General features: G+C 56.7%; 12 protein-coding genes. 8 read left to right on the top strand and 4 right to left on the bottom strand.

Translation table 11 applies throughout. The annotated features are described in order from the left end of the window. Positions 1-204 precede the first annotated feature (204 nt). The 4 genes from ACIOYV_RS08390 to ACIOYV_RS08375 all read right to left on the bottom strand — a co-directional run bounded on the left by ACIOYV_RS08390 (position 205) and on the right by ACIOYV_RS08375 (position 4,428). Positions 205-2,037, bottom strand: a complete 1,833-nt coding sequence (locus tag ACIOYV_RS08390; RefSeq protein ID WP_265043971.1) for an ABC transporter ATP-binding protein — start codon at positions 2,035-2,037, stop codon at positions 205-207. Between the two features lie 88 nt (positions 2,038-2,125). Then, the gene (locus ACIOYV_RS08385; protein WP_054049104.1) at positions 2,126-2,683 is read right to left on the bottom strand and encodes a peptidylprolyl isomerase; all 558 of its coding nucleotides are present in this window, start codon (positions 2,681-2,683) and stop codon (positions 2,126-2,128) included. Between the two features lie 3 nt (positions 2,684-2,686). Then, entirely contained in the window at positions 2,687-3,490 is an 804-nt protein-coding gene (locus ACIOYV_RS08380; RefSeq protein WP_401322776.1) for an alpha/beta fold hydrolase, read from the bottom strand. 14 nt (positions 3,491-3,504) lie between these two features. Continuing rightward, on the bottom strand, positions 3,505-4,428 hold the full coding sequence (locus tag ACIOYV_RS08375; RefSeq protein ID WP_054049109.1) for a LysR family transcriptional regulator: 924 nt from the start codon (positions 4,426-4,428) through the stop codon (positions 3,505-3,507). A gap of 49 nt (positions 4,429-4,477) precedes the next feature. On the opposite strand from ACIOYV_RS08375, the gene ACIOYV_RS08370 reads away from it, so the two are divergent. From ACIOYV_RS08370 to ACIOYV_RS08335, 8 genes are all read left to right on the top strand, one after another. After that, on the top strand, positions 4,478-4,792 hold the full coding sequence (locus ACIOYV_RS08370) for a hypothetical protein (RefSeq protein ID WP_054049111.1): 315 nt from the start codon (positions 4,478-4,480) through the stop codon (positions 4,790-4,792). A gap of 310 nt (positions 4,793-5,102) precedes the next feature. After that, positions 5,103-5,702 carry an FMN-dependent NADH-azoreductase gene (locus tag ACIOYV_RS08365; protein WP_054049113.1) on the top strand — a complete coding sequence of 200 codons (600 nt, stop codon included), beginning with the start codon at positions 5,103-5,105 and terminating at the stop codon, positions 5,700-5,702. 335 nt (positions 5,703-6,037) lie between these two features. Further along, positions 6,038-6,904, top strand: coding sequence for a carboxylate/amino acid/amine transporter (locus ACIOYV_RS08360; protein ID WP_163908995.1), 867 nt, complete (start codon positions 6,038-6,040; stop codon positions 6,902-6,904). Positions 6,905-7,203: 299 nt separating this feature from the next. Beyond that, a complete protein-coding gene (locus tag ACIOYV_RS08355) occupies positions 7,204-7,719 on the top strand; it encodes an Hcp family type VI secretion system effector (protein WP_163908996.1) in 516 nt (171 codons plus the stop codon). A gap of 119 nt (positions 7,720-7,838) precedes the next feature. Continuing rightward, entirely contained in the window at positions 7,839-10,745 is a 2,907-nt protein-coding gene (locus tag ACIOYV_RS08350; RefSeq protein ID WP_401322772.1) for a type VI secretion system tip protein VgrG, read from the top strand. After that, on the top strand, positions 10,742-15,448 hold the full coding sequence (locus ACIOYV_RS08345; RefSeq protein WP_401322769.1) for an RHS repeat-associated core domain-containing protein: 4,707 nt from the start codon (positions 10,742-10,744) through the stop codon (positions 15,446-15,448). Before ACIOYV_RS08350 ends, ACIOYV_RS08345 begins: the two co-directional genes overlap by 4 nt. Before the next feature lie 17 nt (positions 15,449-15,465). Next, the gene (locus tag ACIOYV_RS08340; protein WP_401322766.1) at positions 15,466-16,083 is read left to right on the top strand and encodes an Imm43 family immunity protein; all 618 of its coding nucleotides are present in this window, start codon (positions 15,466-15,468) and stop codon (positions 16,081-16,083) included. 194 nt (positions 16,084-16,277) lie between these two features. After that, positions 16,278-16,880, top strand: a complete 603-nt coding sequence (locus ACIOYV_RS08335) for an Imm43 family immunity protein (protein WP_401322763.1) — start codon at positions 16,278-16,280, stop codon at positions 16,878-16,880. Positions 16,881-16,940: the final 60 nt, after the last annotated feature.

Here is a 16,940-nt window from a genome sequence, read left to right as displayed (position 1 = left end):
GGCATAAAAAAACGCCAGAGCCCGTGGTTAAAGGGCTGTGGCGGTTTTTTGTTGAATCAGCGACGTTTTTGTAGCAGCTGCCGAAGGCTGCGTTCGGCTGCGAAGCAGTCGTAAATCAGGCAGCGCAGTGTTTCAGGCAGACCGATGACGACTGCTGCGCAGCCGAACGCAGGCTTCGCCAGCTGCTACAAGGGATCCCACAACCTAGTCGATACCGACAAACCCACCCGTCTGGTGCGCCCACAACCTTGCATACAACCCGCCATGGGCCAGCAGTTCGGCGTGGCTGCCGGTCTCGGCGATCTTGCCGTTTTCCAGCACAACCAACCTGTCCATGCGGGCGATGGTCGAGAGCCGGTGGGCGATGGCGATCACGGTTTTACCTTGCATCAGGGTTTCCAGGCTTTCCTGGATCGCCGCCTCGACTTCCGAGTCCAGCGCCGAAGTGGCTTCGTCCATGATCAGGATCGGCGCGTCCTTGAGCAGCACCCGGGCGATGGCGATCCGCTGACGCTGGCCGCCGGAGAGTTTCACCCCGCGCTCACCCACGTGAGCATCAAAACCGGTGCGGCCTTCGGCGTCCGAGAGCAACGGGATAAATTGATCCGCTCGGGCCTTGTGCACGGCTTCCCAGAGTTCGGCGTCGGTGGCGTCGGGCCGGCCGTAAAGCAGATTGTCGCGGATCGAACGGTGCAGCAGCGAGGTGTCCTGGGTGATCATGCCGATGCGCTCGCGCAGGCTTTCCTGGCCGACTTCGGCAATGTTCTGGCCATCGATCAGGATGCGTCCGCCTTCCACGTCGTAGAGGCGCAGCAGCAGGTTGACCAGGGTCGATTTGCCGGCGCCCGACGGGCCGATCAGGCCGATTTTCTCGCCTGGTTTGATGGTCAGGTTGAGGCCGCCGATGATCCCGCTCTTCTTGCCGTAGTGGAAATCGACGTGCTCGAAGCGCACTTCGCCGTTGGCCACCGCCAGTGGCTTGGCGTGCTCGCGGTCGGTGACGCTGACCGGTTGGGCGATGGTGCGCAAACCGTCCTGGACCATGCCGATGTTTTCGAAGATGCCGGTGACCACCCACATGATCCAGCCGGACATGTTGACGATGCGGATCACCAGGCCGGTAGCCAAGGCAATCGCGCCCACCGAGATCAGCGACTGGGTCCACAGCCACAGGGCCAGGCCAGTGGTGGTGACGATCAGCAAGCCGTTCATGCTGGTGATGGCCACGTCCATGCTGGTGACCACACGGCCGGCCATCTGGGCTTTTTCGGTCTGCTCCTTGATCGCCTCCTTGGCATAATGCTGTTCGAAATTGGTGTGGGCGAACAGCTTCAGGGTGGTGATGTTGGTGTAGCCGTCGACGATCCGTCCCATGAGTTTGGAGCGCGCATCGGAAGACTGCACCGAGCGATCCTTGACCCGTGGCACGAAGTAATAGAGCGCGCCGATAAAACCTGCGATCCAGGTCATCAGCGGGATCATCAGGCGCCAGTCGGCTTCGGCAAACAGCACCAGCGCGCTGATCGCGTAGATCAACACATGCCACAGCGCGTCCACGGCTTGCACGGCCGAATCACGCAAGGCGTTGCCGGTCTGCATGATGCGTTGGGCGATGCGCCCGGCGAAGTCGTTCTGGAAGAAATTCAGGCTCTGCTTGAGCACGTAGCGATGGTTCTGCCACAGGATCAGGCTGGTCATGCCCGGGGTCAGGGTCTGGTGCACCAGCAGATCGTGCAGCGCGAAGAAAATCGGGCGCAGGATCAGGGTGACCACCACCATCCAGGTCAGTTCGAGGGCGTGATCCTGGAAGAAATTCGGGTTCGGCGTGCCTTGGGCCAGGTCGATGATGCGGCTCAAATAATTGAACAGCGCGACTTCGATCAACGAGGCACACAGGCCGACGATCAGCAGGGCGGCGAAACTCGGCCAGACCTGCTTCAAGTAATAGGTATAGAAGGGGAAAACCCGATCCGGCGGGGCTGCCGTCGGTGCGTCGCGGAAGATGTCGATCAGTTTTTCAAAACGGCGATAAAGCATTGGTTCTCCGCCCGCGCAGGGGCTTTCCTTTGAGCACGATGAGCGGTGCCGTAAAGCACCGGCGACCGCTCAACATTCCTTGTGCAGCTTAGTCGATGACTTTGGCCGACTTGATGAACACAGGATCGGCAGGCACGTCTTTCATGCCGCTTTTGGTGGTGGTCTGCGAGTTGACGATGACATCAACCACGTCCATGCCTTTGACGACTTTGCCAAACACCGCGTAACCGTCGCCCTGGTCGAGGAAGTCGTTGTCCTTGACGTTGACGAAGAACTGGCTGGTGGCCGAATCCGGCACAGAGGTGCGGGCCATGGACAGCGTGCCACGCACGTTATGCAGACCGTTTTTGGATTCGTTCTTGATTGGCGCCTTGGTTTCTTTCTGCTGCATCTGTTGCGTGAAGCCACCGCCCTGGATCATGAACCCGGGGATCACACGGTGGAAAATCGTGTTGTTGTAAAAGCCGCTGTTGACGTAATCCAGAAAGTTTTTGGTACTGATTGGTGCCTTGACCGGGTCCAGTTCGATTTCGATCTGGCCATTGGTGGTGTCCAGCAGCACATGCGGCGCCTTGGCGGGCGTGGCGGCCATCAGGTTGGCGGCGAACAGTACGGAGCCGGCGACGAGGGCGATTTTTTTCAGCATGGGTCAGTGATCCTGAGTAGTGGTGTCGACTGCGGTGAGAAACTCGAGCAGGGTTTGGTTAAAGCGTTCGGGTTGATCCAGCGGGGTGGCGTGGCGCGAATCGGCGATCACCACCAGCCGCGCATCGGGCAGCAGTTTTACATAGGTTTCTTTCAGTGCGACCGGTGTGTAGTCACGGTCGGCGCTGATGATGAGGGTTGGACAGGTGACCTTGGAAAGTCGTTCCTGAACACCCCAGCCAACGATGGCATCGAAGCTGGCGAGATAAGCATGTTTGTCGTTTTTTGCCCAGCGCTCGGCCATTTTTTGTCGTAAATCCGCCTGCTCCGGTTTGGGGAACAGCTTGGCACCCAGGGCTTTGCCGATGGCGCCAAGGCTAAGCGCACGCATCAGGCTCCAGCGCTTGAACCACTGCCAGTAATCGTCGCGGCTGCGCAATTTGACCTCGGGCGAACTGTTGACGATGCACAGGCTCTTGAGCAATTGCGGCTGATCGGTGGCCAATTGAAAGCCGATCATGCCGCCCATGGACAGGCCCACGTAATGGGTCGGGCCGAGTTTCAGGTGTTCCATCAAGGCGATCAGGTCGGCGCTGAACCCGGCGATGCTGTAGCGCTCGCGAGGTTTGTCCGAGCGACCGTGACCGCGTACGTCCGGCACGATCACCCGATAGCGGGCGGACAGCGCCGGGATCTGCATTTCCCAGTCCAGGGTGCTGGAACCCAGCCCGTGGACCAGCAGCAAGGGAGCGCCGTGGCCATATTCCTCATAGTGCAGGTTGCAACCTTCATGTTCGAAATAGGCCATTCGTTTACTCCGTGTCAGGCTTGTTCTGGGGCGGCGAAGGGCGCATCCAGCGGCGCGGTGTCGAAGGTGCGCAGCAGTTCGATGAGGATTTGCGTCGCCGGGCCCAAGGGTTTGTCCTTGTTCGAGTACAGATAGAAGCTCGGGTTGCGACTGCCACCCTGGTCCAACGGTAGCAGCTTGAGCGTACCTTCCTTCAATTCCCGTTCAATCATGTGCCGGGGCAACCAGGCGAAACCCAGGCCGCTGCTGACGAATGTCGCGGCGGTGGCCAGGCTGCCGACGGTCCAGCGCTGTTCGGCACCGAGCCAGCCGACGTCCCGTGGTTGCTGGCGGCCGGAGTCGCGGATCACCACTTGCATCTGGGTTTCCAGGTCCTGGAAGTTCAGTTCACGGTTCATGCGGTGCAGCGCGTGATCGGGGTGCGCGACGGCGACAAATTCGACGTCGCTCAATTCCGCGCCAAGGTAGCCGGGAATGCTGAAACCGGTGATGGCCAGGTCGGCCACGCCTTCAAGCAGAACCTCTTCGACGCCCGACAACACTTCTTCGCGCAGCCGCACCCGGCAGCCACGGCTTTGCGGCATGAACGCGGTCAAGGCGCGCACGAGACGGGCGCTCGGGTAAGCGGCATCGACCACCAGCCGTACTTCTGCTTCCCAACCTTGCTCCATGTGGTGGGCCAGGTCTTCCAGTTGGCTGGCCTGTTTGACCAGTTGCCGCGAGCGGCGCAGCAACACGCCGCCGGCCTCGGTCAGCACCGCTTTGCGGCCATCGATGCGCAATAACGGCACGCCGAGCTGGTCCTGCATACGGGCCACGGTGTAGCTGACCGACGATTGCGAGCGATGCAGCGCTTCGGCGGCCTGGGCGAAACCGCCGTGGTCGACCACGGCCTGCAACGTTCGCCATTGATCAAGGGTCACGCGGGGCGCTTTCATGATGAGCTCCTCTTGTCCTAAGCTGGCGGTCCATATTGGAGACTGCCGAATGAGAAAATTCTGTTGTGTAGTGTTGGCGATGCTGCCGCTGACTGCGTTTGCCTATCCGATCGATGTTCAAAAACAGCTTAATGGCCTGAGCATCGACTACAACGCCTACGACACGGATAACGACATCGCGTCAATTCAGGTGAACAACTACGGCGCCACGGATGCGGTCTGCAAGGTGGTGTTCAACAACGGCCCGGAATCCCCGCGTACCCGCACCATCGAAGTGCCCGCCGGCAAACACAAAAACGCCACGGCCAAATTCACCCGTACCATTATCAAGATGCGCATTAACCTGAGCTGCTCGCCTAAATGAAATGAAGCCCTGTAGGAGCGAGGCTTGTGTGGCGAGGGGGCTTGCCCCCGTTCGGCTGCGAAGCAGTCGCAAACCAGACACCGCGATTCTGACTAAAGATTGCAGTGATTGGTTTTAGGAACGCTTCGCGTCCCAACGGGGGCAAGCCCCCTCGCCACACAAGCCTCGCTCCTACAAATACAGCGTTCGCTCAGCTTATAAACGAATTTATCGATGCTTTATAGCAGTTATTTGCGCTTTTTCATCGATATAACTCTGTTTAATCTCCACTCCATCGACTTACAGCATTCTCAGATGGAGGCTACATCCCATGTCCCGCGTTCTGATCATCGAAAGCAGCGCCCGTCAGCAAGACTCGGTATCCCGTCAGTTGACCCAGACCTTCATCAGCCAATGGAAAACTGCACACCCGGCCGACCAGATCACCGTCCGTGACCTCGCCGTCAACCCGGTGCCGCACCTGGACATCAACTTGCTGGGCGGCTGGATGAAACCTGCCGAACAACGCAACGACATCGAACAGGCTTCCCTGGACCGCTCCAACCAGTTGACCGATGAATTGCTCGCTGCCGATGTGCTGGTCATGGCCGCACCGATGTACAACTTCGCGATCCCGAGCACCCTCAAGGCCTGGCTCGACCATGTGCTGCGTGCCGGCGTGACCTTCAAGTACACCGACACCGGCCCGCAAGGCCTGCTCAGCGGCAAGCGTGCTTACGTGCTGACCGCTCGCGGCGGGATCTACGCCGGTGGCCCGGCGGATCACCAGGAACCGTACCTGCGCCAAGTGATGGCCTTCATCGGCATCCACGACGTGACCTTCATCCACGCCGAAGGCATGAACCTGGGCGGTGACTTCCAGGAGAAGGGCCTGAACCAGGCCAACGCCAAGCTTTCCCAAGTGGCTTGAGGCTTTAATCGCCAGATAATCCCTTGATGTTCAAGTGACCTGGCGCAACCCTTCAAGTTTGCATGCGCATCGAACCTCCCTTTGCACTTGTTGCTCCTGAGTGCTGTAGCCCGATTGAACGCTTAAGCGAGATCGGGCTTTTTTTTGCCTGCGATTTACACGGACCTGTAGGAGCGAAGCTTGCTCGCGAAAGCGGCATGCCAGTCGACATTGATGTTGGATGTGCAACCGCCTTCGCGAGCAAGCTTCGCTCCTACAAGGTTTTGTGTGAGGCCGAGTGTTCGCGATAAACAGCAAAACCCGCTATCGTCGCCGCCATTCAAAACGAGGCGAGCATGGGCTATCTACTTTTTGTCACGCTGATCCAGGCGTTTTCCTTCAGTTTGATCGGCGAATACCTGGCCGGGCATGTCGACAGTTACTTCGCGGTGCTGGTGCGGGTGCTGTTGGCGGGACTGGTGTTTATTCCACTGACGCGCTGGCGTTCGGTGGAGCCCGCATTCATGCGCGGCATGTTGCTGATCGGCGCGTTACAGTTCGGCGTGACTTACGTCTGCCTGTACCTGAGCTTCCGGGTGCTGACGGTGCCGGAAGTCTTGCTGTTCACCATTCTTACACCGCTGCACGTCACGCTGATCGAGGATGCGCTGAACCGGCGCTTCAATCCGTGGGCGTTGGTCGCGGCATTGGTGGCGGTGGCGGGCGCGGCAGTGATTCGCTATGACCGGATCAATCCGGATTTCTTCATGGGCTTCCTGTTGCTGCAACTGGCCAACTTCACCTACGCCGCCGGGCAAGTACTTTATAAACATCTGGTGGCGCGGCACCCGAGCGATCTTCCGCACTATCGGCGTTTCGGCTACTTCTACCTCGGCGCACTGGCGGTCGCATTACCGGCGTTCCTGCTGTTCGGCAAACAGAACTTCCTGCCTGAAGCGCCGCTGCAATGGGGCGTGCTGGTATTCCTCGGCCTGGTCTCGACGGCGTTGGGGCTGTATTGGTGGAACAAAGGCGCATGCCTGGTGAATGGCGGCACGCTGGCGGTGATGAACAATCTGCATGTGCCGGTGGGGTTGCTGATCAATTTGCTGATCTGGAATCAGCATGAAGAACTGGGGCGCTTGTTCCTCGGTGGGTCGGTGATTTTGATGGCGGTGTGGATCAGTCGGTTGGGCGTACGCCGGACTGCGCTGGCTTCGTAGAGACGAGTGCGCAAGAAGTTGCGCAGTTAGTTGGCGAAATCAGCCTGAAAAATCGCTGCAAGCCACGCCGTTAAAGGCCTACAGGCAAGTGCGCAAGAAGTTGCACAGTACTGCGCAACTTCTTGCGCACTTTGACGCCGTTTCCTACGGCCAAAATAGACAAAATGCCCCCGTATGCGCCGCAAACCTTTGTTTCGTAATAGCCACATGATGGCTGGCACAACTTTTGATATCTCCTTCGACAGCTGGACAGGCAATCACGCCGTCCGGTCCTGTCTTTCAAGCAAGGAGAGCACCCCATGGCAACACCTGCCTACATGTCCGTCACTGGCGAGAAACAAGGTCTGATCACTGCCGGCGCCTTCACTGCCGACTCGGTTGGCAACACCTATCAAGAAGGTCACGAAGACCAGGTCATGGTTCAGGCGTTCAGCCACGACGTGATCATCCCGCGTGACCCACAGTCCGGCCAGCCGACCGGCCAGCGCGTGCACAAGCCAGTTGCGATCACCAAGGTCTACGACAAGGCTTCGCCACTGCTGCAAGCGGCGCTGACTTCCGGCGAGCGCCTGAGCGAAATCGTTATCCAGTGGTACCGCACTTCGGCCCAAGGGACCCAAGAGCACTACTACACCACCAAACTGGAAGACGCGATCATCGTCGCCATCAACAACAAAATGCACAACTGCCAGGATCCGTCGAACTCGCACTTCACGCACCTGGAAGAAGTGCAGTTCACCTACCGCAAAATCACCTGGACCCACGAAGTATCCGGTACTTCGGGTTCCGATGACTGGCGTCTGCCGGTCGCCTGATTCAGGTCTACTGTTGCACCGCCTCGGCCCGAGCGGCCGAGGCGGTTTGTTGTCCCTAAAGAATTTTTTGCAGTCGTCGAGCGTTGACGCCTGCCGCCACATCGCATGAGGAACAGGGAATGTTCGCACCGGCCAATCAGACTCACTTTGCCCTGACTATCGACGGGGCTGACAGCCCATTCCAGGTGCTGTCGTTTACTGGCCGGGAAGCGCTCAACCAGCCGTTCGAGTTCGAACTGGAACTGGTCAGCGAAAAGGCTTCTCTGAACCTCGAAAGCCTGCTGCACAAACTGGCGTTTTTGCAGCTCACGCAAAACGGCTCCGGCATCCACGGGCTGGTCTACAGCATCGCGCAGGGCGAGGCCGGCAAGCGTTTGACCCGCTATAAAATCTCGCTGCGCCCGCAACTGGCGTACCTGGCGCACCGGGTCAATCAGCGGATCTTCCAGCAAATGAGCGTGCCGCAGATCATCAGTCAGGTGCTGGAGGAACACGGCATTCTCGCCAGCGAACACAAGTTCCAGCTCAGCGCGGTGTACCCCGAGCGCATCTACTGTGTGCAGTACGACGAATCCGACCTGCACTTCGTTCAGCGCCTGTGCGAAGAAGAGGGCATTCACTACCACTTCCAACACAGTGCCAGCGGCCATCTGCTGGTGTTCGGCGATGACCAGACGGTGTTCCCGAAACTCGCGCCGGTGACCTATCAGCAGGACACCGGGCTGGTCGCCGATCAGCCGGTGATCAAGCGTTTCGGTCTGCGCATGATCACCCGCACCAGCCGCACCACACGGCGTGATTACGACTTCACCAAACCGAAAATCGAACTGGAAAGCGACGCCAAAAGCGCGGCCAAACCAGACCTCGAGGATTACGATTACCCCGGCCGATTTGTGGACCGCGAACGCGGCAAACACCTGGCTAATCGTGCTCTCGAAAGGCACCGAAGCGACTACCGGTTGGCCGAAGGCAGCAGCGATCAACCGCTGCTGGTCACCGGGCATTTCCTCGCCCTGGCCGCGCACGCCAACCCGGCGTGGAACGACCTGTGGCTGCTCACCGAAATCTTCCACGAAGGCAAACAGCCGCAAGTGCTGGAAGAGGTGATCAGCAGCGACCTCACCGATCACAAGGACGATTTCCACCAGGGTTATCGCAACCGTTTCAGCGCGACCCCGTGGGACGTGCCGTACCGCCCACCGCTTGATCACCCGAAACCAAAAGTCCTCGGCACCCAGAGCGCGGTGGTCACCGGCCCCGAAGGCGAAGAGATTTTCTGCGACCAGTACGGCCGGGTGAAGGTGCAGTTCTTCTGGGACCGCGAAGGCCAGCACGACGATAAAACCAGCTGCTGGATGCGTGTCGCCTCGAACTGGGCCGCGCAGACGTTCGGTTCGATCAACCTGCCACGCGTCGGCATGGAAGTGCTGATCAGCTTCCTGGAAGGCGATCCCGATCAGCCGCTGATCACCGGGTGCCTGTACCACGGCGCCAACCTGCCGCCGTACAAACTGCCCGATTTCAAGACCCTGGCCACGGTCAAGAGCAAGGAATACAAAGGCAGCCGCGCCAACGAACTGCGCATCGATGACACCACCAGTGAGATCAGCATCGCGCTGCGCAGCGACCACGGCGCCAGTGCGATCAACCTCGGCTACCTGACCCATCCGCGTCCCTCCGGCGGTCAACCGCGTGGCGAAGGCTTTGAACTGCGCACCGACCGCCACGGCGCGGTGCGTGCGGCGGCCGGTTTGCTGATCACCACCGAGCCGCGGCCGAATGAATCCAAACACCACAAAGACCTGCCGGAAACCGCCGAGCGTTTGGCCACGGCCAGCGAACAGCAGGACGGTTTTGCGATTCAGGCTAAAGAGTTGCAAGCCCAGGAACCCGGCGATCAGGACGACGTGGCCAAAGCCCTGCACGCCCAGCACCAAGGCATTCTGGGCAGCGGCCCAGCGAACATGAGCGCCAACGAATTCCCCGAATTCACCGAAGCGCATCTGGTGCTCGCCAGCCCGGCCGGCATCGCCCTGAGCACCCCGCGCTCCAGCCACATCGCCACCGGCGAACACCTGGCGTTGAGCAGCACCGGTCACACCAGCCTGTCGATAGGCAAACGCTTGCTCGCCAGCGCCAGTCAGGGCATGCGCCTGTTTGTGCAAAACCTCGGTTGGCGGCTGGTCGCGGCCTCCGGTGACATCGACATCCGCGCGCTCAAGGACAGCATCAACCTGCTGGCCAAACTCAACATCACCGCCAACGCCGACCGCATCACCATCACCGCCAAAACCGAACTGGTGATCCAGGGCGGCGGCAGCGCCACGACCTACAACGCCGGCGGCATCACCCACGCCACCACCGGGCCGTACACCGCGCACGCGGCGAACTTCGCCTACACCGGGGCGAAAAGTCTCGCGGGCGTGTTTCCCGAACCGCCGAAACCGGGCAAGGGCAATCTGGAATTGTTCAACCAGTACGCCGGGCTTCAAGGGATCAAGGGCGGCGACTTTGAAGTGGTTGATGCCTTGGGCAAAAGCATCAAGGGCAAGCTCGACGGCAAGGGCTTCGCCAGTGTCGCGGGCGCGGCTCCGGGGCCGGCGCGCGTGCTGTTTGGCAAGGACCCGGCGGACACCTGGAGTGAGGGCAGTTACATCGGCAAATCGGAATGGCCGCTCAGTCCGCCGAGTGCCGAGGACATCCCAGGCCCGGTGCAAGCGATGGTCGCCCAAGTTTTGCCGAGCAAGAACTGGGACGTGCTGGAGAAAGGCAAAGCCCTGGCGCAGACCGGCATGAGCGCCGTGCAGACCGCCCAAGGTGCCATGCAAACCGCACAGCAAGTCAAAGGCGCAGTGCAGGGCGGGGTGGCCGGGTTGCCGAAACTCGCCAGTGCGGCCATGCCGAGCGCCTCGAGCCTGCTCGGCGCGGCGAGCAGGAGCGGCAAGTTGCCGACTTTGCCAGCCGTTATTCCATCAAAAACTTCTTTTAAAACCCCGGGCCTATTGGCGGGGGAGATGCTGTCATGACCACTGAAACTGTTGTTGTAAAACGTGAGCCTCAAGCGACGGTCGTACCGCTCAACTTGATTCAGGTGGCAGATGTAGGGCGCGATGCCGCCAAATTCGATGCCTGGTTGCAGGAGGTCAGTGGCGGTTATGTGACCCTGGACCGAATCAAGAATTTCGCTGGGGCGTTGCCCGTGGTGGGCAACATCATGGCGTTGGTCGATGTCTTGAACGACATCGCCGTTCTGTCTAAGAGCGAGGTACGTGATCCGCTCGACTGGGTCAGTCTGGGCATCGACCTGATTGGCGTGATCCCCATTCCGGCGAACATGGCTGCTGCGCGCATGAGCTTGCGTCCGACGCTTTATTTGGTGCGGCAGGAAATGAAGGTCGCCGGCAAGACATTACTGGGCGATGCCTTGATTAATGTGATTGCGGGTCACCTCAATGCCACCATCGTGGGTGAAATCGACGACTTCGTGAAAACGGCTCAAGCTTCGCTGCCGGATATTCTCGACGCCGCTGGAAAAAAGGGTGAAGAGATACTGAAGGAAATCGCAATCGGTTTGAATGCCGTTGTCGATGGCGACCTCGATGTTGCCGTCAGCCTTGGTAGCGCGGAGAAGAAGCTCAGTAGCCTGAGAGGCAAAGGTTGGCATGACCCCACCAAGGTAATCGACAACGTCTTTGGTGCGGTTTGTGATGTTTACAAAGCCGCTGGCAAGGGTGTGGTCAATAACGCGGCAAAGTATCTGTTGCCTAAAGAAGCCCAGAAGCTGGTGCATGATCAGACTAAGGTGCTGACTGCGATGGGTCCTGAACTGCGGACTCAACTGAAAAAACTCAGTAACCCCGCAATGCCGTTCTCAATCGGCGCTTTGCTGGCGGTATTGACCAAAGCTGTTGAGGCTTGGTACCTGCGCAATAAGCGGGGCGTAGCGGGTAACGTCAGAGTCGGTGCAACCAGTAAAGCCCAACATCAGTTGGGAGAGGGCAGAGTTGAGGTCAGAAAGACTGAAGTACCTGCCAAGAAAAAACCTAACGCCGAGAAAAACGGCACCTGCCCAGGTACGTGTGACAGCATCAGCTTTGCAATGGGCTCGGAGAGTATCGTGCACACTGATTTCAGTCTGCCCGGGGTATTTCCAATCGAATGGAGCCGTATCTACAGTTCAGATCTGCAAGCCTACGATGAGGGGGTGTTGGGCGCGCGCTGGATCACGGCGTTCACCACCCGATTCGATCTGGTCGAAGGCGCTTTGCTCTTCCACGACGCTGACGCCCGCAGTCACGAATACCCGCTGCCCAAGGTCGACCAGTTCCATTACGACGCCATTGAAAATCTCACCGTAGTACGGCTCAGCGACGACAAATTGATGCTCTGCCGAGGTTTTGAACGCAAGGAAACCTACCTGCGTCGTGGTCAGCAATTCGTGCTCATTGGTGTCGAGTTACGCAGCGGTGCCGGAATCATGCTGCATTACGAACACCGTCATGGTGATCGAACAGTGCTCTCCGACCTGATTACCTATGAGGGGAATCTGACTAAAGTACAATCTCATCTCGGCACGATGATTGATGAGAAAGGTCGTTTGACCGGTCTCTGGGAAATTCGCGACGGTGTGCCACAGCGCCAACTCTGCGCCTATCGATACGATAGCGCGAGTGACCTCATACAGGCACAAGATGAAAATGGCGCTGCTTGGAGTTATCAGTATCAACATCACCTGATCACCCGTTACACCGACCGCACTGGCCGAGGTATGAATTTGCAATGGCAAGGCTACGGTGTCGACGCCAAGGCTGTTCGCGAGTGGGCTGACGACGGCAGTTTCGATACGCGTCTGGAATGGGATGAAAACATTCGCCTGGTGTATGTCACTGACGCGCTCGGTCACGAAACTTGGCACTACTTTGACAGCCTTGGATATACCTACCGCATCCGGCACGCAGATGATCGCTCCGATTGGTTCTTCCGTGATGACGCCAAGAACGTGATCCGTCACGTTCGGGCCGATGGTCGCTCGGATCGCTACAGCTATGACGAACGAAGCAACCTTCTTGAGCATATCCGTACAGATGACACGGTAGTGCACTTTGCCTACGACGATCTCGATCAACTGATCAAGATCAGCGATGCCGAGGGGGGGCAGTGGACAAGAGCCTATGACGACTCAGGCAATCTTGTTGAGAGCGTCGATCCACTGGGTAACAAGACTGAATACGCTTACAACCCGGTCGGGATGCCAACTGCAGTCAAAGATGCCAACGGCAATGAAAAGAAACTTTCCTATAACACTTCCGGGCAACTGGTGGAGTACGTCGACTGTTCAGGCAAGACAAGTGCTTGGGAGTACAACGAACGCGGGCAAATGGTTTGCTTTACAGATGCTGCCGGCCAGAGTACCGAGTACGAGTACAAAGCCGGGCAACTGATGTTGATCAAACATCCAGACAAGACCGAAGAGCGTTTCGAGCGCGATGCGGAAGGCCGTTTGCTAGCTTATGTCGATGGTCTAGATCGTTGCACGACATGGAAGTACAGCGCGGCAGGATTGATTGCCGAACGTGTCGACGCGCTGGAGCATTCCGTTCGTTATCGCTGGGACAAGCTCGGTCGTCTGGTTGCACTGGAAAACGAGAACCAGCGGCGCGCCCACTTCAACTATGACCCGGTCGGTCGCTTGCTGGAAGAAACAGCTTTTGACGGGCACTCAACCCGGTACTTGTATGAACCCGAAACCGGTCGACTTGCGAAAATCTACAGAGGAGAGCATTGCGTCGAGGTTCGTTTTGACTCAATGAATCGTTTGGTTGAACGTCGAGCCATTTTGGGTGAACAGCAACAGAGCGAAACTTTCAATTACGACGGCAATAGCAAACTGATCATGGCTTGCAATGCCGACAGCCGCCTGCAGTGGTTTCATGATCCGGCGGGCAACATATTGCGTGAACACCAACATTATCTGAGCCTGGAAAGCCCGGTGGTCGCCGTATGGCAGCACGAGTACGATGCACTCAATCAACGGGTTGCCACTGTTCGCCCCGATGGACATCGTGTCAGCTGGCTGACTTACGGTAGCGGACACTTACTGGGCTTGCGTCTGGACGATCATGAGTTGGCCGGTTTCGAGCGCGATGACTTACATCGTGAAGTCGCCCGTCATCAGGGTAACCGCCTGCTGCAAACGCAGAAATGGGATCCCGCCGGACGACTGCAAGAGCAGATGCTGGTACATGGCGATGACAAGTCCGTGCTGCTCAAGCGCGACTACAAATACGATGCAGCCGGTCAACTGACGGATATCAATGATAGTCGTCGAGGCCCACTGTCCTATCGCTATGATCCTGTAGGTCGTTTAATCAGTGCCGTTACGCGGCTTGGGGTCGAAACCTTTGCTTTCGATCCAGCGGGCAACCTTCTGGATGAAAAAGCCTTTGATATCCGCAGGCCACTGGATCAGGAACCCGTGCGCAGCAAACTTCTCGATAACTTGTTGCGTGAGTATGCAGGCACGCACTACGAGTACGACAAGCGCGGAAATCAGATCAAGCGTTGGAGTAATGGCAGTGTGTGCGAGATGCGATGGGATCTGTTTGATCGCCTAGTGCATTTCGAAGATGACCGTCTGGCGGTGGATTATGCCTACGACCCACTCGGTCGTCGCCTACACAAAAACTCCCGAGCGCACTACAAGCATCGTCCAGAGGCCGGATCTCTGTGGAATCGTAATGAACATGCACGCAAACAACGTGAGTATGGTTGCGGCTTCACGATGTTCGGTTGGGACGGTGACAATCTTGCGTGGGAGAGCAGCCCCGCTCAGTTGGATGGTGATACCGGACGCACTGTTCATTACGTTTTTGAGCCCGGTACATTCAATCCAGTGGTACAGGCGCTAAGTCACCAGCCTATTCGTTTGTTGCCTCAACCCATTTACGGTGATGTTTACACACCGGACGAGGATCCACTGTGGAATCACGCGCCTGTTCCTCAACCGTTTGGTGCAATTGCTTGGTACCAGTGCGATCACCTCGGCACGCCACAGGAACTGACCGACCAGCAGGGTGAAATGGCATGGCGCGCGCAGTACAAGGTGTGGGGACAAGCAATTGAACAACGCTCATCCTCGGCCCAGCGACAAGGGTTGAATAACCCGATCCGCTTCCAAGGCCAGTATCACGATCATGAGACTGGGCTGCATTACAACCGCCATCGGTACTACGACCCTGGCGTCGGTCGCTTCGTGTCTCGCGATCCAATCGGATACGCTGGCGGTATCAACTTCTATCAGTATGCGATCAGCCCGACTCAGTGGGTCGATCCGAATGGACTGTGCAGTAGCACGCTCAATCGGGCATTGGGCGGCACAGCCCATGACAAAATGCAGGCGCATCACCTCATCCCCGAGGAAGTGTGGGGACGGCAAGCCAGCTTCTTCTCGGATATCGGGATGGGTGGAGAGCGCGATAAAAAGGAAAACGGTCTGTTGATGCCTGATAGTGCTGATCAGGCCAAGAAAACCAAGCGTGTTTTTTACCATTGTGGGTCGCATGGTAAGGTCTATACGCCAATGGTTGAAAATATGGTTGAAAAAGTTCGTGATGACTATGATTCTGGCGATATCGATAAGGCACAGGCTCGCTCCCAGATTTCAGCAATCCAATCCAGACTAAGAGCGAGTTTGTCTGTGCCTGGAACAAAACAACGTCGAGTTCGATGAATAAGGAGTTGTACGTCATGAATTATTTTGTGCTTTCTCAAAAGGAAGACTCTGGCTGTCCTATAGGTATTATCTATGCCGATCTTTTTGATAAGTTTTATCCCAATACAACGGGCGTTGAGTTTGGGTTTTTTCCATGGTATGCGCAAAAAGGGAAGCCCGGGCCACGTACACCGTTCCCCGAAGGCATGGTTTTGATCTCCAAGGATAAGCACTATGATTTTGATATTCGTAGTGTTTCCCGGTTTTTTTATGTAGTAAGTGATGAGTTTTTGGCTGCTTGTAATAGCCTTAATGTGAAAATGGTTGACAGCGTTGCAATTGAGGTCGTTTCCGAGGCGGGCAAGCGTATATCTTCAAAAAATTACAACGCTGTATTGTTCGATGAGATGGATGTTCGGACAAATTGCGATCCGGCCTCCACGTTTGTAGAAGAAAATGGTAGGCCCATCAGATTCAAGAAATTAATTCTCCCTGATGATTGGAAGCTAGATGTTTTCAAATACAAGAGACTTGTTTCAGGTAGTGATAGCCTGATCTGCTCTCAGTCGTTCAAGGATTTGGCGACCGATTTCAAGGGCATTGAATTTACCCCTTTGGAAACAGTTGTCTGGTCTGGGATTCGACGAGTTTGAAAGGCACAAAACCAGGTTGCAAATTGGATGAAAAAATCAGCCATGTTAAATATTGATAAAGAAGCTGCCCAATAGACGCTGATGTGTTTTTCTGCACATGAGGCAGCTTATAAAAGTTTGACGTGGGATATTAAAGGCTGAGGCGACTGAGCCATCAACCATTATCGACGGTTGTGAGCGGAATGGAACATTACGTGCTTTCTCAGAAGGAAGAATCTGGTTGCCCGGCTGGCTTCTTGCAGGCAAGTCTTTACGATAAATTTTACTCAGATACCAAAGGTGTCGAGTATGGGTTTTTTCCGTGGTATGCGGAGAAGAGCCATTACAAAACACATACGCCCTATCCAGAAGGTATGGTGCTTATTTCTAAAGATAAGTTCTATGATTTCGATATACGCAGTGTGGCGAGATTCTACATTGTTAGTAATGATTTTATGTCTTTTTGCAAAGAATTGGATGTAGGTATTGCTGACGCTGTTGCAATTCAAGTGCTTTCAAAAAATGGCGAGATTATCTCATCTAAAAGCTATAATGCTGTTCTTTTTGAAGAGCTGGATGCACGCTCGGAAACTGATCCGGCTTCAACTTTCATAGATGAGGATGGGTTGATTTTTAGGTTCAAGAAATTGGTATTGCCTCCCGACTTCAAACGTGATTTTTTTAAGTTCAAAGGGTTGATTTCAGGAAGTAATACTCTTATTTGCTCAGGCGCATTCAAAGAGCTTGCGAAAGGGATCAAAGGGGTGGAGTTTACTCCTTTAGAAAGCGTGCTCTGGTCGGCTATCAGGCCAATTTGACGAATTTGAAAGGTACGAACCTGAAGTTCCGAATGGACGAGAAGGTCATCCCTGAATGGG

Origin of the sequence: Pseudomonas sp. NPDC087342 (assembly GCF_044744265.1) — a bacterium.
GTDB lineage: Bacteria > Pseudomonadota > Gammaproteobacteria > Pseudomonadales > Pseudomonadaceae > Aquipseudomonas > Aquipseudomonas nunensis.
This window is presented reverse-complemented; position numbering and strand designations above follow the sequence as displayed.